This is a genomic window from Paractinoplanes toevensis, assembly GCF_018332695.1.
Classification (GTDB): Bacteria; Actinomycetota; Actinomycetes; order Mycobacteriales; family Micromonosporaceae; genus Actinoplanes; species Actinoplanes toevensis.
In genome coordinates, this window is sequence record NZ_BOQN01000153.1 from 1 (window position 1) to 23,033 (window position 23,033).

Below are 23,033 nucleotides of genomic sequence, written 5' to 3' on the forward strand. Positions count from 1 at the left end.
CCGTTCGCGTTACGGACCCCGTATCAGCAAGCGAAGCCGTGCGTATCGGGAGGTATGGAAGCCGGCGGCTTTGGTTCTGTGCCCGGAGCACGGTGGCGCGGCCCGCGGGCGGGGGGTTTTGGGCGCGGGGCGTGGGGCCGCGGGGCGTAGGGCGTGGGGCCGCGGGGCGTAGGGCGCGGGGCGCGGGGCGTAGGGCGCGGGGCGCGGGGTGTAGGGCGTGGGGCGTGGGGCGTAGGGCGCGGGGCGTGGAGGCGGCACTCAGCATGGGCTGGCAAGGGGGTAGGCGCGGTCAGCGGGCCCGCCCGGTGGGGGCGCGCGGAGGGTGAGCCCCGCCCAGCGGAACTGTGGACCAAGGGACGGAATGACGTCGTACCGGAAGAGGAGCGTGGGATAACGGCCTGGCGTGACCGATGTGGGGTTAGCGGCGGCTGCGGACCAGGTCGCAGAATGCGCCGAAGGTGGACTTGCGTAGGAAGGCGGCCAGCGGGACGTTCACGGCGATGGTTCGGCGCAGGCCGGCCAGCATTCGCACCGCACCGAGTGAGTCGCCGCCCAGGCGGAAGAAGTCGTCGGTGGGGGTGAAGGCTTCGCGGGCCAGCACCCTGGCCCACGCCTCGTGCACGGCGGCCTCCACCGGGTCGGCCGGCGCGGCGACGGGCGCGACCTGCGCCGCCAGGTGGTCCAGCGCTGTTCGCTGGGCGGCTCGGCGGTCGGTCTTTCCGCTCGGCAGCAGCGGCAGGGACGGCACCCGGACCACCACGCTCGGCACCATGTAGCCGGGCAGGATCTGGCGTAGGTGCTCGGTGACCTCGGCCGGGCCGGGCGGGACGGCGGCGGCTCGGTGCGGGGTCCGGGTCCTGCCCGCGGCCGTACGGTGGGTGGCCTCCCACGCGGCTCGCCGGGCCGGAGCGTCGTCGTCGCCCAGGTAGGCGCAGATCAGCGTCGGGTCCTCGATGTCGATGCCGACTCGGATCGCCCGGCCGTGGGTTTTCGCGGCGTCGATCAGCGCGGCGGGGGTGACGGCCTCGGCCCACGGCGCCTCGCCGTCCGCGCCGGCCAGCCAGGTGGCGTTGTGGGCGTTCGGGATTCGGCGGACCACCGATTCGCCCGGCGTAGCGCAGAGCCGGTCGAACTCGGTGGCGGACCGCCAGATGTGCTCCGCGCACGGGGGCGGCCGGTCCGGCGGCGCGGTCTTGCGCAGTACGGCGTCGAAGCGGAACGCGGCCATCTCGCTCCACTCCCGCAACGGTTTGGCGCGCAGCGTCAGCGTCGCGTCGCCGAGCCGCCGGGCCAGCGCCGCGAACCAGCCGGGGTCGACCAGGAGTTCCCGCTCGGGGTCGGTGGCGGACATCGCGCGGTGGTGCGCCTCGGCCAGCGCGACCGAGCGGATGTCGCCGACGAACAGATGGCCGCCTGGAGCCAGTCGCTCCCAGCAGGCGGCCAGGACGGTGTCCAGATAGGACTCGCCGGGGAAGTACTGCACGACCGAGTTGAGCACGATCAGGTCGAACCGGCGGTCGGCCGGGCCGAGCCGGTCGGCCGGCGTCAGCTCGACGGTCAGGGTGCCTACGGGCAGGGAGCGCAGGTGTTCGACGGCCCGGGGGGAGTTCTCCACCGCGAGCCAGGCCTGGGCGGCGGCGGCCAGCCGCCGGGTGACGATGCCCGAGCCGGCGCCGATCTCCAGGACCCGTTCGAAGCCCAGGTCGGTCAGGGAGGCGGCGGTGTCCTCGGCCCATTCGGTCATCACCCGGAGGGGGTACGGCAGCCGGGTGATGCTGCTGATCCAGCCGGCGAACTCGCTCTCGTCCTCGTAGACGGCGTCCCACTGAACCCGCCAATCGTCCACGGTGGACCCGGCCGGGTCGGCGGTGACCAGCGCGGCCAGGCTCACGTTGTCGCCCACCCGGATCGGCACCACGGCCGAGCCGCCGACGCCCGGCAGCGTGTCGATCGCGTGCTCGATCTCGCGTGGCTCGATCCGGAAACCGCGGACCTTGAGCTGGTCGTCGATCCGCCCGCTCACCTCGTAGCGGCCGTCGCGGGTGCGCCGGGCCCGGTCGCCGGTGCGGTAGCTGCGCCCGAACCCGGGGAGCGTGACGAACGCCCGGGCGTCCAGCTCGGGCCGGCCCAGATAGCCGCGGGCCAGGGCCGGCCCGCTGATCCACAGCTCGCCCCAGATGCCCGGCGGTGCCGGGTCGCCCCACTGGTCGAGGACCAGGAACCGGTTGTTGCGCAACGGTTCGCCGATGGCGATCGGCTCGTCCGCGACGGGCCAGGCCGACGACCAGATCGTGGTCTCGGTGGGTCCGTAGACGTTGACCGCCCGTTCGGCGCCGCCGAGCAGGGCATCGCGCACGTCCGGGGTCATCGGCTCCCCGCCGCACAGCGCCACCCGCGGCGGCGAGCTCAGCAGCGGCAGCAGCAGCCGCCAGACGCTGGGCGTGGCCTGCACGACGGTCACCCCGGCGTCGCCGACTAGCCCGGCCAGCCGCACCGGATCGGCCGCCGTCTCGGCATCCGCGATCACGCATTCCACGCCGGCCACCAGCGGCAGGAGCAGTTCGACGAGGGAGATGTCGAAGGTGACCGTGGTGGCCGCGAGCACCCGGTCCCCGGCGACCGGCGCGACGATCCGGTTCATCTCGCTCAGCAGGCCGGCGAGGCTCCCGTGTTCGACCAGCACCCCTTTGGGCTGCCCGGTGGACCCGGACGTGTAGATCGCGTACGCGACGCGGCCCGGATCGGCGGGCGGGTCCTCGACCGGGCCGCCGGCATCGGACAGGTCGGCCGGGACCAGCGTGCGGCGGGCGGCCTCGGGGACCGGCCCGGCGGCCACCACGACCGTGCAGGCGGCGTCGTCGAGGATGAAGGTGTTCCGACCGGCCGGGTTGGCCGGGTCCAGCGGCAGGTAGACGCCGCCGGCCAGCCAGATGCCGAGCATGGCCACCGGGACGGCCGGGCCGCGCGGGACCAGTGACGCCACCACCGCGCCGTCGCGGACACCGGCCGCGCGCAGGCGGGCGGCCAGCCGAGTGGCCGACTGCCAGAGCCCGGCGCGGCTGAGCACCTCGTCGCCGCAGCGGATCGCCACCGCGGCGGGGTCGGCCCGCACCATCGCGGCGATCGCGGCCGGCGCTGTCGGTGCCTGCACCGTGACCAGGGCCGGCGGGGCCGGTGAGCCGCGCAGCGCGAGGTCGCCGACCGTGGCGGACGGGTCCGCGACGAGCCGGCGCGCCAGGTCGCGGAACGCTTCCGCCGCTTGCGAAATGGTGGTCCGGTCGAAGAGGGCGGTGCGGTACTCGAAGCGGACGCCGGTCGACGAGGCGCCGGGCGTCACGTGCACCACGAGGTCGAGCTTGGCGTCCGGCGGGAACACCGGAATCCGGTGCGCCACCGCCGTACCGCCGAGGTCGTGGGTTTCCGGCGGGGCGGGCTCGTAGGTCAGCATGACCTGGAAGAGCGACGGCGTGCCGGGGACTCGGTCGACCCCGGCGGCCTGCACGATCGCGTCCAGCGGGGTCCCGGCGTGAGCCATCGCCTCGATCACCCGGGCCTTGGTGCGCCGCACGACCTCGGCGAGATCGGGGTTGCCGGCCAGGTCGAGCCGGACCGGCAGGGTGTTGTCGAAGAAGCCGACCGGCCGCTCGGCCGGGCCGACCCCGAACGGCACGCCCACCACCACGTCCGTCTCGTTGCACCAGCGGGCCAGGAAGACGCCGAGGCAGGCGACCGTCACCACGAAGCCGGTCGTCCGCAGCCGCCGGGCCGGCCGGGTGAAGTCGTCGGCCAGCGTGATCGTCTCGACCCCGCCGGTCCAGTCGGTCTCGGCGGTGCGCGGGCGGTCGAGCGGCAGGCCGAGCAGCGGCGGCGCGCCGGCCAGCGCGTCCCGCCAGTAGTCCGGCTCGATCGTGCGGTCCGCGGCCGGTCCGAGGCCGGTGGGCGGCGGCAGGGCGTCGCCACGGTAGAGGGCCCACAGCTCGTCGGCGATCCGCGCCTCGGACTCCCCGTCCACCAGCGCGTGGTGGACCATGATCGCGAGCAGGCCGTCCGGCCAGAGTTGCGCCCGGAACACGTCGCCCCGGCCGAGGTCGAGCGGCCGGCCGGCGAAGTCGGCGAGCGTGCCCGAGCCGTCGACGCGGAGGATGCCGAGCGGTGGCGGAAGGACGGTCGCCCGGACCCGGTCGCCGTCGGCGGTCAGCGCGCAGCGCAGCGCCTCGTGCCGGGCCGCCAGCGCGTCCACCGCCGCGGCCAGCGCGTCCACGTCGAACGGTCCGATGATCCGCCAGGCCAGCGGCACCACGTAGGCCCGCCCGCCGCCCTCGTGCACGTCGACGAACCACAGTCGCCGCTGCTCCGGCGTGGCCTCGAACCGATCCGTGTGCGGTACCATTTTGCGTGCCTTTTCTGGTGGATGACCTGATTTCCGGGCTGGATGCGGTCGACCGCGACCGGGCCGACCTCGTGGTGGTCCGGGAGTTCGGACCGGCGCCGGCGCCGCTGGGCAAACAGGCGCCGGCTCCGGCGCCGCCGGGCAAACAGGCGCTGGTCTTCGTCAAACCGGAGCTGCTCTACCCCGGCCTCGACCGGGCCGGGAACCTCGGCGCGGTCCTGCGGATGCTCGGCAAGGCCGGACTGACGATCGGCGCCGCCGCGGTGCTCGGGCCGGCCCGGCTGGCCGACGTCATCGCCGGCCACTACGCGATGATCAACCGGGTCTCCCGCCTCGGCGTGGACGGTCTCACCCCGGCGGCCGCCCGGGCGCTGCGGGACCGCTTCGGCGGCGACGAGCCCGTTCTCGGTGGAAGCCAGATCCTGGCCCGGCCCGGGGCGAGCCTCGACGACCTCATCGCGGCCTGGCCGGTCGCCGGCTCGGTCAAGCTGGCGCCCGGGGCCTACGCCGCCACGATCAACATCGGCGGCGAGCGGGTGGTGGCGCTCAACGGGTTCCATCCCGAGCAACTGGCCCACTACACCACCGCCGACGCCCGGGTCGTCGCCGTCGAGGTCACCTGGGAGACGCCGGGCTGGCGCGAGTTCCGGTCGGAGATCATCGGGGCCACCGACCCGTACGCGGCGGACGCCCGCTCGATCCGCGCGTACATCCGCGACCACCGCGTCGACCTCGGTGTGCCCGAGGTCGATCGCGGCGTCAACGGCGTACACGCGTCGGCCGGCCCGCTGGAGGCCATGGTGGAACTGTGCCGGTTCTTCGCCGTGCCGCCCTCGGCCACGGCGTTCGGCGCCGCCGGGGCGTTCGACCGCCTGCCCGACGACGCCGACCTGCACCGGCTGTTCGAAGCCACCGAGGACTGCGAACCGGCCGAGGCGCTGCGGGCCATCAACCGGTGGCCGCAACCGGATACAACCCCAGCGCGCGGGCGCCCCGCTGATATTTGATCTCCTTGGTGATCTCGGCGCCGAACTGCTCGTGCAGCGTTTCGGCCAGCACCCGGATCGCGTCCGCGAGGCGCGGATCCTTGGCCACCTCGTTGTCCACGTGCGGGTAGATCATCAGCTCGACCTCGCGGAAGTGCCGGAGCTTGCGGTCGGACTCCGGTTCGCGCAGGTTCCCCACGTACACCCGGTCCATCGGGCAGCGCAGCGCGTCCTGCTTGTCGAGCCAGACGTAGAAGCTGCTGATGTACCGCTTGACGATCACCGCGGGCTCGACCGTGGTCGGATCGATGCCGTGGTAGCGCTGCAGGAACGTGCCCGGGTGCTCGATGTCGGTGCGGGCCAGCAGCCGCTTCACGATCGTCACCGCCTCGGCCGACGCCGGCGCGCCCCGGATGATCCCGCGGTCCTTGCCCTGGAAGACGAACCGGTGGTCCTTGCGGACGTCCTTGCCGTTGTCGGCCAGCTTGAACGCGCAGAACGCGTGGGTCACCGCGCACGTGGTGCGCAGCAGCGAGCCGGTCCGCACGATCTGGTAGTCGTCGGTGTCGTAGTAGACGCCGGTGTTGAGCACCGGGGACGTGCGGATCTCCACCTTCTCGCCGATCTCGGCACCGGGCACCAGCCTCGGCAGCCGGTCCTTCATCGCGTCCAGCCAGTCGAAGTACTGCTGCGAGGTGACGCCGGTCAGGTCGACCTTGACGCCGAGCTGGTAGAACAGGTTGACCTTGCCGGATCGGGCGAAGACGTCCTCGCCGGCGGGCAGCTGGAGTTCAGGCATTCCGTACCTCCCCATGGGCCATCGTTTCGATCGTCACCGCGCCCCGGTCGACGCCGACCTTCTCGTAGATGCAGCCCACCGTGCAGCCCAGGTCCGCGGCCTCGTCGATGAGCTTCGGGTTGACGTACTCCATCGCGGGGCACAGCGTCTTGCTGCCGGAGTTGGCGATCGTCACTTCGGTCCGGCCGGCGAGGTTGCGGTGCAGGCGCCCGTCGCGCCACTCGAACGCGTGCGCGCCCGGCACGTCGAAGAACATCGCGCAGATGAACGCCCGGCCGTCCGGGTAGATCATCAGGTTGTCCTCGGCGCGGACGCTGCAGTAACCGCTGTACTCGCCGAACTTCGCGAGGCTGTGGTCGGCGCGGGTGGTCACCCGCATGCCGCGCGACGCCTCCTCGATCTCGGCCCGGATCTCCTCCCAGCGCTCGAACGTGATGATGCTTTCCTCGGTGGCGAACCCGCGGTTGGTCACGAAGTGCACGTTGACGTGCTCGAGGCCGAGGTCGTTGCAGAGTTGCAGGGTGGGCACCACGTCGTGCGCGTTCTGCCCGTTGACCGACATGATCCCGTAGCCGGTGTAGCCCAACTCGCGGCTGCGCCGGATGTTCGGGATCAGCTTGTCGAACGTGCCCCTGCCACGGATCGCGTCGTGCGCCTCGGGGGAGGAACCGTCGATGCTGAAGTAGACGATCGGCGGCCGTTTCCCGGTGAAGTTGTCCATGAACTTAGCGAATCCGTGCAGGCCGTTGGTGACCAGCCGGGCGCGCTGGCCCTTGGACTGGATGTAGGACACCAGATTTTCCACACCACGGTAGATGGTCGGTTCGCCGCCGAGCAGCGTGATCTCCTCGGTGCCCCATTCCGCACTGGCATCGATCAATTTCACCAGCTCGTCGTACGCGAAGGTCAGGTTGGAATTGAGGTGTTCGCCGAGGAAGCAATGTTTGCAGCGGAGGTTGCAGCGGTAGGAGACGTAGACGTCGATGGATGGCACATGCATGTCTTCCTCCCCGTGAAGTCGGTTGGCTCCTGGTCGGGCCGCGCGACCTGGAACGCGGCGGCGGCGCGCGGCGGTAACTCCGAGATCTCGGCCATGCGCCAGCCAGGGTGGTACGGAATGCGGTCGACCGGCTGCCAGGCGGGCGGTACCAGCTCCACCAGGCAGTGGTTGTCGACGTCGTTGACCAGCACGTGCCCGTCGGAGAGCACGGTGAGGTCCTGCAGCCAGCCACAGCCGTCGAGACGGTGCCGGCCGATCAGCGCGAAGTCGTCGTCGAGCGCGATGATCTCGGCGGCCGCGCTGTTGGCCACCAGCCAGCCCCAGGCCGTACGGGTCAGGGCGTGCGGCCGGGCCAGCCCGTCGACCAGCACGCGTGGCCGGGCGCCGGCCGGCGCTTCCCGGTCGACCTGCACGATCTGGCCCTGATGGAAGAGAACGACCAGCATCAGCCGTTCGTCGGCGTCCCGGAAGCGGACGCTGTTGAGGTGGGTGGTCTGCATCCGGGTGTGGTAGAAGCGGTCGCGGTGCTCGCGCCCGCGGCCGGACGACCGCCGGAGGCCGGCCGGCGAGTGGGTGTAGCCGTGCTCGGCGGCCCACCATTCGTAGAGCAGATCGCCGTCCAGGCCGAGCTCCAGGACGACATCGGTGCCGGCGGCGGCCGCCAGCACGCCGCGCGAGGTGCGGGTGAGGCCGTGCAGGTCGTTCATGTACGGGTGCGAGATGCGGCGCACCGGCCGGCCCGGGTCGCGCACCAGGTCCACCTCGAAGATCGACGAGCCCTCGAGGTCGTTGAGGTACATCACGTCGCCGTCGAGGCAGAATCCCGACGGCGTGTAGACGAGATTGCCCCAGCCGGATTCCCAGACCGGTCGTTTCGCCTCCCAGTCGAAGACGACCAGGCAACCGGCGTCGCCGGGATCGGCACTGGAGGCGGGCGCCAATTCGCCGTCGCCGGGCAGCCGGAAATGCTCGCGGGCGGACTCCAGAACGAGCCCCGGCGGGGTTTGCTGTGGACCCTCGGTCAGCGGATTGCGCACCCGATTGCCGTCGACCGGGGGCAGGCCGCCCTCGGCACGCCAGCGCCGCTCGACCGGTGCGCGATTTCTGGTGAATACGCTGGCGACCACTCCACGCATGCCCTGAACCCCCGTTCAGCCGCGTTTTTTGCATACGGCAAATCAGGAGTCGGCACAAAGAATTGGCTCACGCGAATTTCGATCACGCGCGAGATCAGTTCGGATCCCCGTTCCCGATCTGTAGTCCGGAGTGGACCGTACGCGCGTTGATTCGGACCGGCAACCCCGCCGGTAGATCAATTTTGATGTAAACGATCATTAAGTCTGGTATTTAAGCTGTTCAATGATGTTAACGAGCGCACCGAGATCGACCGGCCGGGAATTGCCTGTGAATTGCGGGCTTTCATGATCCCTTGCTTCCGGAGTCCCGCGCCTGATAAGCACGACGGGTATCCACAGTGCTAAGGCGGTGACCGTGTCCCGCACGAGCGTCATCCCCACGCCGATCCTGCAGCGCGGACATCACCGGCATCCGCGCAACGGTGCCTGCCTCATGGAATTCGCCGCGACCCTGCCAGGCGGACCGTGGGCCGACAATCCCGTCCACGTGCAGCCGGCGCTGACCGCCCTGGCGCGCCGCGTCAACGACCACACCAGCGACGACGGCCGGCCCGCGTTACTGCCCTGGGCCGCCTGGCTGGTCGGCACCGCCGGCGAGCACGACCTCGACGGTGCGCTCGCCGTTCGGGCCACCGCCCTGCGCCACGCCGACCCGGCCCTGGCCGCCCTGGCCTGGCCGGCAACCGCCCGCGCCACCCGCCGATTGATCCGCCTGGCGGTCGCGACCGTGGCCGGCAGCCTCCACCCGGACGAGGCACTACGCGCGCTGCTCGCCGACGCCGTCAACGCCACCCGCAGCACGGCGGGCCTGGAACCGGTGGTGGTGGACAGCGCGGGCTACCGGGAGTGGCCGACGACCCAGCCGATCAGGGTGGAGCTGCGCATCCCGGACGGCTCGGAGTCCGCCTTCTACTTCTGCACGGCGCTGCCCGGCGGCTGGCCACGGGCGCTGGCCGAGGCGTGGTCGGCACGAGCGGACGAGCTGCGACGCCGCACCGCGTGACGCTCATCGACGCGGCGGACGGCGACCACCACGACGGCAACCAGGGCGACGGCCGCGACGAGGGCCACCCACCACCACAGGTGGGTGCCGGCGGCGACGGCCGCGCCCGAGTGGACGCCGGGCCGCGGAGTGGTCCGGGCCGGATCGAGCGTGATCCCGGCCCGGCCATGTCCGAATTCGGGCGAGGGACCGAAGCCCCCCGGCCCCGGCGTGCGGCGAATCGACATGGCCACCTCCGGACCATCCCAACATAGCTGCGGGGCCTGTTTGGGCGGCGCGGTGGAGGGGATTAGGAACGCATGGCTGACAACGAGCACGACGTCAATCGCAGCGCCCGCAGTGGACAGTTCGTCAAGGACAGCACGGTCGAGCGCGAGCCGAGCACCACGACAACCGAGCACGTCGGTACCGACAAGAGCGAGGACCGCGAGGTCAACCGCAGCGCGAGCACCGGCAAGTTCGTCAAGGAGGCCACCGTGAAGCGGCACCCCGAGACGACCGAGACCCAGCAGGTCTGACGGCCACGCTGGCCGGCACGGTCGGCCGCGCCGGCTGGCACCCGTTCGCCGCGTTCGACGGCGACCGGATCGTGGCCGGCGGGAACCTGTTCGTGAACGGCTCGGAGGCCGCGCTGAACGCCGCCGCGACCCGCCCGGAGGACCGCGGCCGGGGCGCGCAGTCGGTGCTGATCGCGGCCCGCGCGGCGGCCGCCGCCGGGGCCGGCTGCCGGCAGATCTTCGCCGAGACCTGGAAACCGGCGGACGGCACGCACAATCCGTCGCTGGCCAACATGCTCCGGGCCGGGCTGGCGCCGCTGTACGAACGGGACAACTGGCGGTGGCAGCGGTGATCGATCGGGCGAGCTAGAAGGCGGCGTCGGCCGGGAGGCGGCCGCCACGATCCGGTCGCGGCCGGTGTGTTTCGCCTGGTAGAGGACGGCGTCGGCGATCAGTTCCTCGGACGTCTCGGTCGTGTCCCAGACCGCTACGCCGGACGAGAACGTCTGCGCCGCGGGGGTGACCGGGCGCAGGCGTTCCATGATCGTGCAGGCGGCGTCCAGGGCGGTGTCCGGCAGCAGCACGATGAACTCCTCGCCGCCGTACCGGGCCAGGATGTCGGAGCGGCGCAGCTGGCTCAGCCACGCGGCGGCGGCCTCCTTGAGCAGCCGGTCGCCGGCCTGGTGGCCGTGCGTGTCGTTGAAGATTTTGAAACGGTCGAGGTCCACCATGCAGACGCTGACCGGCAACCCGGTCTGCCGGGCCTGTTCCAGCACCCGCGGCAGCTCGTCGGTCCAGGCGCGCCGGTTGGACAGGCCGGTGAGCTCGGCGCGGCGGGCGAGTTCGCGGACCTGTTCGGTCTGCCGGGCGACGAACCGCAGCAGCACCGTCAGCCGCGTGACGACCAGCACCGACATGATCGTCGAGCCGGTGGCGATGGCCGCACCGTGCTGGAACGCACCGTGCGACATCTGCATGACCATCACGGCCGGGGCCATCAGCAGCGCGAGCAGCAGCATCGACATCAGCGGGATGCCCGGCGGGCGCGGCAGGGCGGTGGCGCGCTGCTCGTCGGTGGCGGCGGCGTGCCGCACGGCATACCCGAGGATCACGAACGCGGCGAAGTACAGCGAGTCGATGCCCCGCGACAGCCAGCCGGACACCGGGTGGTCCCCGACGAAGAGCCAGACCAGGTCACCGGCGAGAAACGTGATCAGGCCGGCGGCGAGCCACGGCGGCGCGGACCCCCAGCGGGCCCCGCGCTGCCCGGGGGCCCCGGCACTGCGCACCAGAATCAGAGCCAGAAAGATCAACAGAAGATCACCGACCGGGTACGCAAGCCGCACGAGCTGACCGGCCACCGAGTAGCCGGTGTCCTGCAGTGCCGGGTCGATCGCCTACACCCAGGCCAGGACGCCGATCCCCGGACGTGATGGTGGCCGCGTCGAGCAGGGCCGGCCGGATCAGCCGCGGCGGCCAGCGCCGCACCATCGCCGCGACGGACACCCGCCACCAACGCCGACCCATACCGTCATGACACCCCATTTCGACCGCCGCCATCAGCCGAAACGGGGTGCAGAACGGTTTCAGATGAAACGCTGAGGTGTGGTCTCGGTCGGCAGGACGGTCTGGCTGCGCGCCGGCTTCGGGCTGGGCGTCTTCCTGCTGTTCGCGCAGCTGGTGGCGGTCATCCCGGCGGCCCGGCACTGGCTGGACCGGCATCCCGGGGTCGACGGCCTGCTGCAGGACGCGGTGTACCTGCTGGCCGCCCTGCTCGTGCTGGTCCGGGCGGTGCGGGTGCGGCAGGACCGCCCCGCCTGGCTTCTGATGGCCGCGGGGCTGGGCGCCTACGCCGCCGGCACGGTGTACTGGATGGCGGTCCTCGCCGACCTGAACCCGCCGCCGTACCCCTCCCCGGCCGACGTGATGTGGCTGGCGTACTACCCGTTCGCCTGCGCCGCGGTGATCCGGCTGCTGCGGGCCCGGGTGTCCCGCATCGGCGTGGCCACCTGGCTGGACGGACTGATCGCGTCGGCCTGCGCGGCGGCGTTCGCCTCGGTGGTGTTCCTGAACGACTTCGGCGGCGCGGCCGGTGAGTCGGGGTGGTCGGTGGTGACGAGCGCGGCCTACCCGATCGCCGACATCGTCCTGGCCGGTCTGCTGCTCGGGGCTTGGGCGCTCAGCGGCTGGCGTACCGAACGGGTGTGGGTGCTGCTGCTGGCCGGGATGGGGATCAACACCACCGCCAACGCCATCCACATGTTCGAGATGACCCACGGGACGTACATTCCGGGCGGCTGGACGGATGCGCTGTGGTCGGTCGCGCTGGCGGTGATCGTCGCGGCAGCCTGGCAGAGCCGGGACCGGCGGTCGGAGCGGAGGCCGGCCGGGACGGTGGTCGGCGTGGCGCTGCCGTCCGGGATGGCGTTCGCGTCCATGGTGCTGCTGTTGTTCGGCAGCTGGCGGGACGAGGCGCTGCCGCGGACCAGCAGCCTGCTCGCCGCGGCCGCGATCACCGGCGCGGTCGTGCGCATGCTGCTGACCGTACGCGCGGTGGCGGCGCTCGCCGATGCCCGCCGGCAGGCCCGTACCGACGATCTGACCGAGCTGCCGAACCGACGGCTGTTCCTCGAGTCCATGGATCGTGAGCTGCACCGCCGCGGTGACCAGGCGCCGATGGCGGTGGCGATCGTCGACCTGGACCACTTCAAGGAGATCAACGACAGCCTGGGGCATCATCTCGGCGACCGCCTGCTGCAGATGGTCGCCGCCCGGCTGGCCGAGGCGTTCGGCGACGCCGGCCTGCTGGCCCGTCTCGGCGGGGACGAGTTCGGCCTGCTCCTGCCCGACACCGAGGTGGACGGCGCCGTGTGCACCGCGAACCGGCTGCTCACCGCGCTGCGCCGGCCCTTCGACCTGGAACTGGTCACCCTGCACGTCGATGCCAGCGTCGGCGTGGCCGTCTTCCCCCACCACGGCACCGACCGCGGCACCCTGCTGCGCCATGCCGACAGCGCCATGCGCACCGCCAAGGGCGACCACAGCGGTGTCGTGGTGACCACCAGCGGCGCCCACGACGACACCGACCGGCAGCGTCTGACCACGCTGGAGGAGCTGCGCGCCGGCCTCGACCACGGTGAGCTGATCCTGCACTACCAGCCGCAGATGGAGATCGCGTCCGGCGCGATACCGGGGGTGGAGGCCCTCGTGCGGTGGAACCACCCCACCCGAGGCCTGGTCTACCCCGACGGGTTCCTCCCCCTGGCCGAGCACGCCGGCCTGATGGGGCGGCTCACCCTGCAGGTGCTGGAGATGGCGCTGGAGCAGTCCGCCGCCTGGCGGGCCGCCGGTCTCGACCTGACCGTCGCGGTGAACCTGTCCGCCTCCAACCTGCACGATCCGGCCCTGCCGTCGTACGTCGCCGACGCCTTGACCCGGCACGGCGTGCCACCGGCGGCCTTGCACCTGGAGATCACCGAAGAGGTCCTCATGCGCGACGCGGTCCGGGCGACCCGCGTGCTCGCCGAGCTCCGCGCGACCGGGATCCACCTGGCCATCGACGACTACGGCACCGGCTACTCGAGCCTGGCCTATCTGCACGCCCTGCCCGTGGACGACCTCAAACTCGATCGTGCGTTCGTCACCCACTGCGACACCGACACCCGCAGCGCGGCCATCGTGAAGAGCACCGTCGAACTGGCCCACAACCTCGACATGCGCCTGATCGCCGAGGGCGTGGAGAACGAGACGGTCCTCGACCGCCTCCGGGAGTGGGACTGCGACCTGGTCCAGGGCTACCACCTCAGCCGTCCCCAGCCCGCCGACCGCCTCACCACCTGGCTACAGCAGCGCAGGCCCGCGCCGGTCCGGTGATGGCGCCGAACCGCCTGGTTGCCATGTCGTTGTCCGCGCGGCGTTAACAAGGCGTCAAAATCCGGCCGGCCGGCGTAGCCGTCGCGTCAACGCCGATGACAAGGGAGATCGCGGCGCGCTGTGCTTCATCGGCAAGCGCTGCCACCCCTCGTCAAGGAGTCCTTCCGTGGCTGATCTCGTGTTCGTCCTACTCACGGTGGTGCTGTTCGCGGCGCTCTCCGTGCTGATCCGGGCGGTCGAACGCTGGTGAGCGCCGTCAACGTCATCGGCCTGGTCGTCGCCGTCCTGCTGGCCGCCTTCATGGTGGCGGCCCTGTTGTTCCCGGAGAAGTTCTGATGGCCGGCTGGCTGTTCGTGATCTCGCTGGTGGTCGCCCTGGTCGCGGCCTACCGGCCGTTCGGCGACTACCTGTACCGCGCGATAACCAGCACACGGAATCTGCGCGGGGAAAAGCTGATCTACCGTCTCGTCGGGGTCGACGCGAACGCGGAGCAGACCTGGGGTGTCTACGCCCGGAGCGTCCTCGCGTTCTCCGCGGTCTCGATCCTCTTCCTCTACCTGTTCCTGCGCGTGCAGAACAAGCTCTGGCTGGCGCTGGGCGTACCGCAGATGAACACGCACGTCTCGTGGAACACCGCGGTCAGCTTCGTCACCAACACCAACTGGCAGGCGTACGCCGGTGAATCCGCGCTCGGCCACCTGGTGCAGATGGCCGGCCTCGCCGTGCAGAACTTCGTGTCGGCCGGCGTCGGCATCGCCGTCGCGGTCGCGTTTATCCGGGGTTTCGCGTCGAAAGGCCTCGGCAACTTCTGGGTCGACCTGACCCGGATCACGCTGCGCGTCCTGCTGCCGATCTGTGTCGTCGCCACGCTCGTCTTCATGGTGGCCGGGGCGGTGCAGAACCTGTCCGGCGGCACCGACGTGACCACCCTGACCGGCGCGACGCAGCACATCACCGGCGGCCCGGTCGCCTCCCAGGAGGCCATCAAGGAGCTGGGCACCAACGGCGGCGGCTTCTACAACGTCAACTCGGCGCACCCGTTCGAGAACCCGACGACCTGGACGAACTGGCTGCAGATCTTCCTGATCCTGCTGATCCCGTTCAGCCTGCCCCGCGTCTTCGGCCGGATGGTCGGCCAGAACCGGCAGGGCTACGCGATCGTCGCGGTGATGGCGGTGCTGGCCATCGCGTCGGTCGCGCTCACCATCGGCTTCGAGCTGCACGGCGGTGGCACGGTGCCGCAGGCGGTCGGCTCGGCCATGGAGGGCAAGGAGGTCCGGTTCGGCATCCCCGACTCGGCCACCTTCGCCGCGGCCACGACGCTGACCTCGACCGGCGCGGTGAACTCGTTCCACGACTCGTACACGCCGTTCGGCGGGATGATGCCGATCGTCAACATGATGCTCGGCGAGGTGGCCCCCGGCGGTGTCGGTTCCGGCCTCTACGGCCTGCTGATCCTGGCGACGATCACGGTTTTCGTGGCCGGTCTGATGGTCGGCCGCACCCCCGAATATCTGGGCAAGAAGATCGGCGCCCGGGAGATGAAGCTGGCGTCGCTGTACTTCCTGGTCACCCCGGCTCTCGTGCTGATCGGCGCGGCGGCGGCCTTCGCCACCGGCAACAACAGCACGGCGCTCAACACCGGGCCGCACGGCCTCTCCGAGGTGCTGTACGCCTTCACCAGCGCCGCCAACAACAACGGCTCGGCGTTCGGCGGCATCACGGTCAACACCCCGTGGTGGGACACCGCGCTGGGCCTGGCCATGCTGCTCGGCCGCTTCCTGCCACTGGTTCTGGTGCTGGCGCTGGCCGGCTCGCTGGCCCGGCAGAAACCGAACCCGGAATCGGAGGGCACGCTGCCCACCCACCAGCCGCTGTTCGTCGGCATGGTCGTCGGCGTGACCGTCGTACTCGTCGCCCTGACCTTCCTCCCCGCTCTCGCTCTCGGACCCATCGCAGAAGGTCTGTCATGACGTTGCTCGCCGAAAAACCCAACCCCACGGCAAAATCCAACCCCTCGGCCGTACGCGGTGGGCTGCTCGATCCGCACCAGTTGTGGAGGTCGTTGCCGGACGCCGTACGCAAGCTCGATCCGCGCACGCTGTGGCGCAACCCGGTGATGTTCATCGTCGAGGTCGGCGCGGTCTTCACCACCGTGCTGTCGATCACCGATCCCAGCACGCTGTCCTGGACGATCACCGTCTGGCTGTGGCTCACGGTGGTCTTCGCCAACCTGGCCGAGGCGGTCGCCGAGGGCCGCGGCAAGGCGCAGGCCGCCACGCTGCGGGCCGCCAAGCAGGACACCATGGCCCGGCTGCGGGACGGCGGCCTGATCCCGGCGGCCGAGCTGAAGCAGGGCGACATCGTGGTGGCCGAGGCCGGTGACATCATCCCCGGTGACGGCGACGTCATCGACGGCATTGCCAGCGTCGACGAGTCGGCCATCACCGGCGAGTCGGCCCCGGTGATCCGCGAGTCCGGCGGCGACCGCTCGGCCGTCACCGGCGGCACCAGGGTGCTCTCCGACCGGATCGTCATCCGGATCACCCAGAAGCCGGGGGAGAGCTTCGTCGACCGGATGATCGCCCTGGTCGAGGGGGCCAACCGGCAGAAGACGCCGAACGAGATCGCGCTGAACATCCTGCTCGCCGCACTGACCATCATCTTCCTGCTGTCGGTGGTGACGCTGCAGCCGCTCGCCATCTTCTCGAAGGCCTGGCAGGCGGCGGCGCCGGACACCCAGGCGATCAACGCGCACGGCGTGACCGGCATCGTGCTGGTGTCGCTGATCGTCTGCCTGATCCCGACCACGATCGGCGCGCTGCTGTCGGCGATCGGCATCGCCGGCATGGACCGCCTCGTACAGCGCAACGTGCTCGCCATGTCCGGCCGCGCGGTCGAGGCGGCCGGCGACGTGAACACCCTGCTGCTCGACAAGACCGGCACGATCACCCTGGGAAACCGGCAGGCGGCTGAGTTCGTACCCGTCAATGGGGTCTCGGAGCGCGAGTTGGCCGACGCCGCGCAACTCTCCAGCCTGGCCGATGAGACGCCCGAAGGGCGGTCGATCGTCGTTCTCGCCAAGAACGAGTTCGGACTGCGCGAGCGGGAGCCCGGCCTGATGAGCGACGCGACGTTCGTGCCGTTCACCGCGCAGACCCGGATGAGCGGCGTGGACATCGGCGGGCGGCAGATCCGCAAGGGTGCGGCGGCGGCCGTGCTGAAGTGGGCGCGGTCCGGCTCGGACGAGGTGGCCGAGATCGTCGACCGGATCAGCGCGTCCGGCGGCACTCCGCTCGTGGTGGCCGAGAACGACCGGGTGCTCGGCGTCATCCACCTCAAGGACGTCGTCAAGGAGGGCATGCGGGCCCGCTTCGACGAGATGCGCAGGATGGGCATCCGGACCGTGATGATCACCGGCGACAACCCGCGCACCGCGAAGGCGATCGCCGACGAGGCCGGGGTCGACGACTTCCTGGCCGAGGCCACCCCGGAGGACAAGCTCGCCTACATCCGCAAGGAACAGGAGGGCGGCCGGCTGGTCGCGATGACCGGGGACGGCACCAACGACGCCCCGGCGCTGGCCCAGGCCGACGTCGGCGTGGCGATGAACACCGGCACGTCGGCCGCGAAGGAGGCCGGCAACATGGTCGACCTCGATTCCGACCCGACCAAGCTGATCGAGATCGTGGAGATCGGCAAGCAGCTGCTGATCACCCGGGGTGCGCTGACCACGTTCTCGATCACCAACGACATCGCCAAGTACTTCGCCATCATCCCGGCGATGTTCGCCGGGGTGTACCCGGGCCTGGACACGCTGAACGTGATGCGGCTGCACTCGCCGGGCTCGGCGATCCTGTCCGCCGTCATCTTCAACGCCCTCGTGATCGTGGCGCTCATCCCGCTCGCCCTGCGCGGCGTGCGATACACCCCCGCCGGCGCGAGCGCGCTCCTGCGCCGCAACCTGTGGATCTACGGCCTGGGCGGCGTCATCGCGCCGTTCCTCGGCATCAAGCTCATCGACCTTCTCGTCCAGTTCATCCCGGGGATCTGATCACCGTGCGACTTCCCAGTTGGCTCTCCCAGCACCTCGCCGCCCTGCGCGCGCTGCTCGTCCTCACCGTCCTGCTCGGACTCGCGTACCCCCTCGCCTTTGTCGCCCTGGGCCGCCTGCCCGGTCTGTCCGGCAAGGCGGACGGCTCGCTCGTGGCCAACGGCAGCACCCTGATCGGCCAGGCCTTCACCGACGCCGACGGCAACCCGGTCACCAGGTACTTCCAGAGCCGGCCGTCCGCGGCCGGCGACGGCTACGACCCCACCTCGACCTCGGCCAGCAACCTCGGCCCGAACAGCGTGGTCGACACGGCCGACTCGCCCAGCCTGCTGACCCAGGTCTGTGCCCGCAGCCTCGCCGTCGGCAAGCTCGAAGGCGTCGACGGCCGGCGGCCGTTCTGCACCACCGACGGCGTCGGCGCGGTTCTCGCGGTCTTCCACCGCGACGGCTTCACCGGCCCGGTCACGCGGGTGGTCAGCGTCAACCAGACCGGCACCCCGTTCATCGCCACCTACGACGGCGTCACCGTCGGGCCGGCCCGGAACGGGGAGGACTATCAGGCCCTCGGCGGCGTGATCACCCCTGTTCGCGGCGACGCGCCGGTCGACCCGGTCGTCCCGGCCGACGCGGTCACCGCCAGTGCCAGCGGACTCGACCCGGACATCAGCCCCGCCTACGCCGCGTTGCAGGTGCCGCGGATCGCCCGGGAGCGCGGTCTCTCCGAGGACGCCGTGCGCGCCCTGGTCAAGGAGAACACCGACGACCGCGCCCTCGGTTTCCTGGGCGAACCCGGTGTCAACGTGCTGACCCTCAACATCGCGCTCGACCGGCAGAAATGAGAAGGAGGGGCGGCGCCATGGCACGCGGAGAACTGCGGATCTTTCTGGGCGCCGCCCCCGGCGTCGGCAAGACGTACACCATGCTCGAAGAGGCGCACCGGCGCGCCGAGCGCGGCACCGACGTGGTCGTCGCCTTCGTCGAGACCCACGGCCGCAAACACACCCAGGCCATGCTGGCCGACCTGGAGACCGTGCCCCGCCGCGAGGTGCGGTACCGGGGCGCGCGGTTCACCGAGATGGACCTCGACGCCGTCCTGGCCCGGCACCCCGAGATCGCGGTGGTCGACGAGCTCGCCCACACCAACGTGCCGGGCTCCCGGCACGAGAAGCGCTGGCAGGACGTGCACGACCTGCTCGACGCCGGGATCGACGTGCTGACCACGGTCAACATCCAGCACCTGGAGTCGCTCAACGACGTGGTCGCCCGGATCACCGGCGTCGAGCAGCGCGAAACCGTGCCGGACTCCGTGGTCCGCGCGGCCGAGCAGGTCGAGCTGGTCGACATGACCCCGGAGGCGCTGCGCCGCCGGATGGCACACGGCAACATCTACCGGCCCGAGAAGATCGACGCCGCGCTCGGCAACTACTTCCGCACCGGCAATCTGGGCGCGCTGCGTGAGCTGGCCCTGCTCTGGCTGGCCGACAAGGTCGAGGACCAGCTCGAGAAGTACCGCGCGGACCACCGGATCAGCGCGACCTGGGAGACCCGGGAACGGGTCGTCGTCGCCCTGACCGGGGGCCCCGAAGGAGACACGCTGATCCGGCGGGCCGCGCGGATCGCCGCCCGGGACAAAGGCGCTGACCTGATGGCCGTACACGTCACCCGGAACGACGGCCTGGCCGGCGCCGACCCGGCCATCCTGGCCCGGCACCGCCTGCTGGTGGAGAGCCTCGGCGGCACCTACCACCAGGTCGTCGGGGCGGACGTGCCGCGGGCCCTGCTCGATTTCGCGGGCGCCGTCAACGCCACCCAGATCGTGCTGGGCGCGTCCAGCCGCGGCCGGCTGGCCCAGCTGCTGTCGGCCGGCGTCGGCGTGACCACCACCGCCCGGTCCGGCTCGATCGACGTACACCTGGTCACCCACGAACGCGCGGCCCAGGGCCGCCGGGGCAGCCGCCTGCCGGCCGCCCTGTCCCGTGGCCGGCGGATCGCCGGCTTCGTCGCGACCCTGATCGGGCTGCCCGCCCTGACCGGCCTGCTGCACGCCGGGCCGTCGCTGTCGCTCACCAACGACATCCTGCTGTTCCTGGCGGCCGTCGTCGGGGTGTCGCTGATCGGCGGACTGTGGCCGGCGCTGCTCGCCGCCATCTTCGGGTCGCTGCTGCTCAACTACTTCTTCACCCCGCCGCTCGGCCGGTTCACCATCGCCGAGGGCGACAACCTGCTGGCCCTGGCGATCTTCGTGGTCGTCGCTCTCGCGGTCAGCTGGGTCGTCGACACCGCCGCCCGGAAAACCCGCCAGGCCGCCCAGGCCGGTGCCGACGCGCAGATCCTGGCCACCGTCGCGGGCGGGGTGCTGCGCGGCGAACGGCCGCTGATCGCACTGCTGGACCGCCTGCGCGAGACGTTCACCCTCGAATCGGTGACCCTGCTGGACGCGGGCGTCGTCGTCGCCGGGGTGGGCGAGGAGTGCACGACCGCCCGGGACGCCGACGTCGAGGTCAAGGTCGACGACACCATGACCATGCTGCTGTGCGGCCACCCCCTGGAAGCCTCCGACCGGCGCATCGTCGAGGCGTTCGCCGCCCAGGCCACCCTGGCGCTGCGCCAGGAACGCCTCGCCGCCGAGGCGGCCGCGGCCCGGCCGCTGGCCGAGGCCGACCGGATGCGCACCGCCCTGCTCGCCGCGGTCAGCCACGATCTGCGTACGCCGCTCGCCTCGGCCAAGGCTGCGGTGGCCGGCCTGCGCAGCGACGAGGTGGACTTCGGCGAGGAGGACCGCCGGGAACTGCTCGCCACCGCCGACGAATCCCTCGATCGGCTCGCCCGGCTGGTCACCAACCTGCTCGACATGAGCCGGCTGCAGGCCGGGGCGCTCGGCGTCGACGCCGTCGACCTCGGCGCCGAGGACATCGTCCCGCTGGCCCTCGACCACCTCGGGCCGGACGGCCGCCCGGTCGCCGTGCACATCCCGGACGACCTGCCGCCGGTGCACGCCGACCCGGGCCTGCTCGAACGAATCCTGGTCAACCTGGTGGCCAACGCGCTGCGCCACAGCCCGCCGGATCGACCGCCGGTGGTGACCGCCAGCACCCTCGGCGACACCATCGAACTGCGGGTCATCGACCACGGCGCCGGCATCCCCGAGGACCGCTGGGACCACGTGTTCCTGCCGTTCCAGCGCCTCGGCGACCGGGACAACGGCACCGGCGTCGGCCTCGGCCTGGCTCTGTCCCGCGGCCTCACCGAAGCCATGGGTGGCACCCTGATCCCCGACCACACCCCGGGCGGAGGCCTCACCATGATCCTCACCCTGCCCGCCGGGAAGAGCGGATGACCAGCATCCTCGGTCAGGCGAGCGGGCCGCGGACGAAGAACGAGCTCTGGGCGCGGAAGTCCGCGCTGCCGTCGGACTGGTCGAGCCACAGCTCGTCGCGGACGTGGCGCACGAAGAAGCCCGGGTAGTTCTTCGACTCCAGGGTGATCGAGCCGCCGGCCGACCCGGCGCCGGGGCAGAACGTCGCGTCCCGGCGGAACAGGACGGTGCCCTCCTCCGGCCCCAGTCGCAGCCGGAACGAGGCATGCCGCAGGTAGCGGCCGTCCTGGGCGCGGAACGAGAAGCACGCCGGGTCGGCGATCCCCGGAACCGCGAGCAGCGTGGCCCGCTGCCGGGCGGCCGCACCGCTCGACTCGCCGATCCGGGCTAGCAGCCCGCTGTCACCGGCGACCGCGACATACCTTCCGCCGGTGTCGGACGACTCGAGCGACACCTTGCCGGCGGTCAGGAGCCCGGCCGACCGGCTCGGCGCCGGCGAGACGGTCAGCCGGTGCGGCCCGGCCGTCGTCCACCCGGCCGTCGGCACGGCCACCCCGACGGCGAGGACGACAGCGCCGGCGGCGGCCACCACCGGATGCGCCCCGATCGCCTGTGCGGCGGCGCCGAGCCAGGTCGCCGCGCCCACCGTCGCACCGTGCGCGGTGCTGCCGACGGCAAGGGCCTTGGCGAGTACGGCGCCGGCCAGTGCCGCCGGGACGGTGACCATGGCCAGCCCGGCGAGCAGCCGCTCGACCGGGACCAGGTCGTCGGCCGCCCGCGCGCAGACGGGGCAGGAGCGTACGTGCCGGCCGATCCGTTTGCGCCAGAACGCACCGGGGATGCTGTCCCAGCCGGCGATGACGCCCTCCAGCTCGGCGCAGCCGGGTGACGCCTCCAGCGCGGCGACGATCCGGCGGCTCAGGTCCAGCTGCTCGCGCATGCGCTGGATCCGCACGCCGGTGCCGGCCGCACTCTCGTTCAGGGCGCGAGCGGTGTCCGCGCGGGTCAGCTCGCCGACCGTCTCCAGCGACCACAGTGAGTAGACGGCTCGTTCCCGTGCGCCCATCCACCGGGTCGCGTGCCCGATCTGCCGGCGTTGGGTGGCCAGGTCCGCCCGTAGCAGCGCCGGGCCTTCCACCTCGGCGGCCACGTCGGGCAGGCCGGCGGCCTCGTCGAGGGGCGCGGCCCGGCCCGCATTCCGGTTGCCCCGGGCCCGATGCGTAGCGATCTGCCGGAAGGCGGTGGCGGCCAGCCAGGGCCGGAAGCTCTTTGGGTCGCGCAGGCCGGGCAGCTCCCGGAAGGCGCGCAGCATGATGTCCTGCACGACGTCGTCGACATCCGGATCGCCGGGCAGGGCCTGCCACACGAGGCGGTAGACGAACGGCAGGTGGAGCCGGGCCAGCTCGCTCCGCGCGCCGCTGTCTCCGGCGCGCGCCGCAATGACGACGGCGGTGACGTCCTCGGTGCGGGATAGCGGGATCACAGACGTCCTGCCTCGATGGCTCGTACCCGGGATCCGCATGCTACGAGCGATTCCCGTACTTGACTGTCGGAAGTTCTCTACTGAAAAACTGTTACGGCGACGGGGAGCCGCCGGAGCGACTCCCCGTCGTTCTCAGCGTTGCCGGGTCAGCAGGCCCGGACGGTACGGCAGGAGGCCGTAGTCGCCGCCGGAGCTGGGGGAGCGGCCCTGGTAGAGCAGTTGCAGGTTGCAGGGGTCGACGGTGAAGGTCTGGTCGGCGCTGGTGCGGACCAGTTCGCCGTGGCTGATGTCGTTGGTCCAGGTGGCGCCGCTGTTGGCCTTGCCGGCGAACGGGTTGCTCTCGGTCGCGGCCTGCGGCGTCCAGGAACCGCCGAGGCTGGTGGCGGTGAACGAGCGGAAGTAGCGGCCGTTGGCGCCGATCGCCTCGACGATCATCAGGTACTGGTTCTGGCCCGCGACCTTGTAGACCTGCGGTGCCTCGAACAGGTTGTTGGTG

At 71.6% G+C, this 23,033-nt stretch carries 15 protein-coding genes; 8 read left to right on the forward strand and 7 right to left on the reverse strand.

From position 1 onward, the window contains the following. Positions 1-418 precede the first annotated feature (418 nt). Positions 419-4,390, reverse strand: a complete 3,972-nt coding sequence (locus Ato02nite_RS47015; protein WP_213013248.1) for a non-ribosomal peptide synthetase — start codon at positions 4,388-4,390, stop codon at positions 419-421. 17 nt (positions 4,391-4,407) lie between these two features. Between Ato02nite_RS47015 and Ato02nite_RS47020 the strand changes: the two genes are divergently transcribed. Then, positions 4,408-5,397: a nucleoside-diphosphate kinase gene (locus Ato02nite_RS47020; protein ID WP_213013249.1), complete on the forward strand. Its 990-nt coding sequence runs from the start codon at positions 4,408-4,410 to the stop codon at positions 5,395-5,397. Here the strand turns inward: Ato02nite_RS47020 and Ato02nite_RS47025 are convergent. The 3 genes from Ato02nite_RS47025 to Ato02nite_RS47035 are packed head-to-tail and all read right to left on the reverse strand — an operon-like array spanning position 5,339 to position 8,311. Further along, on the reverse strand, positions 5,339-6,175 hold the full coding sequence (locus Ato02nite_RS47025) for a hypothetical protein (protein ID WP_213013250.1): 837 nt from the start codon (positions 6,173-6,175) through the stop codon (positions 5,339-5,341). The genes Ato02nite_RS47020 and Ato02nite_RS47025 overlap by 59 nt on opposite strands. Next, on the reverse strand, positions 6,168-7,175 hold the full coding sequence (locus Ato02nite_RS47030) for a radical SAM protein (RefSeq protein ID WP_213013251.1): 1,008 nt from the start codon (positions 7,173-7,175) through the stop codon (positions 6,168-6,170). The genes Ato02nite_RS47025 and Ato02nite_RS47030 overlap by 8 nt, the downstream gene beginning before the upstream one ends. Then, positions 7,082-8,311, reverse strand: coding sequence for a hypothetical protein (locus Ato02nite_RS47035; protein ID WP_213013252.1), 1,230 nt, complete (start codon positions 8,309-8,311; stop codon positions 7,082-7,084). The genes Ato02nite_RS47030 and Ato02nite_RS47035 overlap by 94 nt, the downstream gene beginning before the upstream one ends. A 355-nt stretch (positions 8,312-8,666) precedes the next feature. Between Ato02nite_RS47035 and Ato02nite_RS47040 the strand changes: the two genes are divergently transcribed. After that, the gene (locus Ato02nite_RS47040; protein ID WP_213013253.1) at positions 8,667-9,314 is read left to right on the forward strand and encodes a hypothetical protein; all 648 of its coding nucleotides are present in this window, start codon (positions 8,667-8,669) and stop codon (positions 9,312-9,314) included. 289 nt (positions 9,315-9,603) lie between these two features. On the opposite strand, the gene Ato02nite_RS47045 is transcribed toward Ato02nite_RS47040, so the two are convergent. Next, entirely contained in the window at positions 9,604-11,124 is a 1,521-nt protein-coding gene (locus tag Ato02nite_RS47045) for a GGDEF domain-containing protein (protein WP_213013254.1), read from the reverse strand. 292 nt (positions 11,125-11,416) lie between these two features. On the opposite strand from Ato02nite_RS47045, the gene Ato02nite_RS47050 reads away from it, so the two are divergent. The 6 genes from Ato02nite_RS47050 to Ato02nite_RS47075 all read left to right on the forward strand — a co-directional run bounded on the left by Ato02nite_RS47050 (position 11,417) and on the right by Ato02nite_RS47075 (position 21,075). After that, positions 11,417-13,684, forward strand: a complete 2,268-nt coding sequence (locus Ato02nite_RS47050) for a putative bifunctional diguanylate cyclase/phosphodiesterase (protein ID WP_213013255.1) — start codon at positions 11,417-11,419, stop codon at positions 13,682-13,684. 246 nt (positions 13,685-13,930) lie between these two features. Further along, a complete protein-coding gene (kdpF, locus tag Ato02nite_RS47055; RefSeq protein WP_246608170.1) occupies positions 13,931-14,020 on the forward strand; it encodes a K(+)-transporting ATPase subunit F in 90 nt (29 codons plus the stop codon). Continuing rightward, the gene (gene kdpA / locus Ato02nite_RS47060) at positions 14,020-15,657 is read left to right on the forward strand and encodes a potassium-transporting ATPase subunit KdpA (protein ID WP_213013256.1); all 1,638 of its coding nucleotides are present in this window, start codon (positions 14,020-14,022) and stop codon (positions 15,655-15,657) included. The genes kdpF and kdpA overlap by 1 nt, the downstream gene beginning before the upstream one ends. Continuing rightward, complete coding sequence (gene kdpB / locus Ato02nite_RS47065; RefSeq protein ID WP_213013257.1) at positions 15,654-17,738, forward strand: potassium-transporting ATPase subunit KdpB; 2,085 nt, start codon at positions 15,654-15,656, stop codon at positions 17,736-17,738. Before kdpA ends, kdpB begins: the two co-directional genes overlap by 4 nt. Before the next feature lie 5 nt (positions 17,739-17,743). Then, positions 17,744-18,577, forward strand: a complete 834-nt coding sequence (locus Ato02nite_RS47070; protein WP_213013258.1) for a potassium-transporting ATPase subunit C — start codon at positions 17,744-17,746, stop codon at positions 18,575-18,577. Positions 18,578-18,594: 17 nt separating this feature from the next. Continuing rightward, positions 18,595-21,075 carry a DUF4118 domain-containing protein gene (locus Ato02nite_RS47075; RefSeq protein WP_213013259.1) on the forward strand — a complete coding sequence of 827 codons (2,481 nt, stop codon included), beginning with the start codon at positions 18,595-18,597 and terminating at the stop codon, positions 21,073-21,075. Positions 21,076-21,088: 13 nt separating this feature from the next. On the opposite strand, the gene Ato02nite_RS47080 is transcribed toward Ato02nite_RS47075, so the two are convergent. After that, positions 21,089-22,537, reverse strand: a complete 1,449-nt coding sequence (locus Ato02nite_RS47080; RefSeq protein WP_246608171.1) for an AbfB domain-containing protein — start codon at positions 22,535-22,537, stop codon at positions 21,089-21,091. A gap of 132 nt (positions 22,538-22,669) precedes the next feature. Continuing rightward, on the reverse strand, positions 22,670-23,033 hold a 364-nt coding region (locus Ato02nite_RS47085), incomplete at its 5' end, for a non-reducing end alpha-L-arabinofuranosidase family hydrolase (protein ID WP_281419904.1).

Bases quoted from the DNA above. Each gene is read 5' to 3' on its own strand.
- kdpB (WP_213013257.1), top strand. From the start codon at position 15,654: ATGACGTTGCTCGCCGAAAAACCCAACCCCACGGCAAAATCCAACCCC.
- Ato02nite_RS47015 (WP_213013248.1), bottom strand. From the start codon at position 4,390: ATGGTACCGCACACGGATCGGTTCGAGGCCACGCCGGAGCAGCGGCGA.
- Ato02nite_RS47035 (WP_213013252.1), bottom strand. From the start codon at position 8,311: ATGCGTGGAGTGGTCGCCAGCGTATTCACCAGAAATCGCGCACCGGTC.
- Ato02nite_RS47025 (WP_213013250.1), bottom strand. From the start codon at position 6,175: ATGCCTGAACTCCAGCTGCCCGCCGGCGAGGACGTCTTCGCCCGATCC.
- kdpA (WP_213013256.1), top strand. From the start codon at position 14,020: ATGGCCGGCTGGCTGTTCGTGATCTCGCTGGTGGTCGCCCTGGTCGCG.
- Ato02nite_RS47075 (WP_213013259.1), top strand. From the start codon at position 18,595: ATGGCACGCGGAGAACTGCGGATCTTTCTGGGCGCCGCCCCCGGCGTC.
- Ato02nite_RS47030 (WP_213013251.1), bottom strand. From the start codon at position 7,175: ATGCATGTGCCATCCATCGACGTCTACGTCTCCTACCGCTGCAACCTC.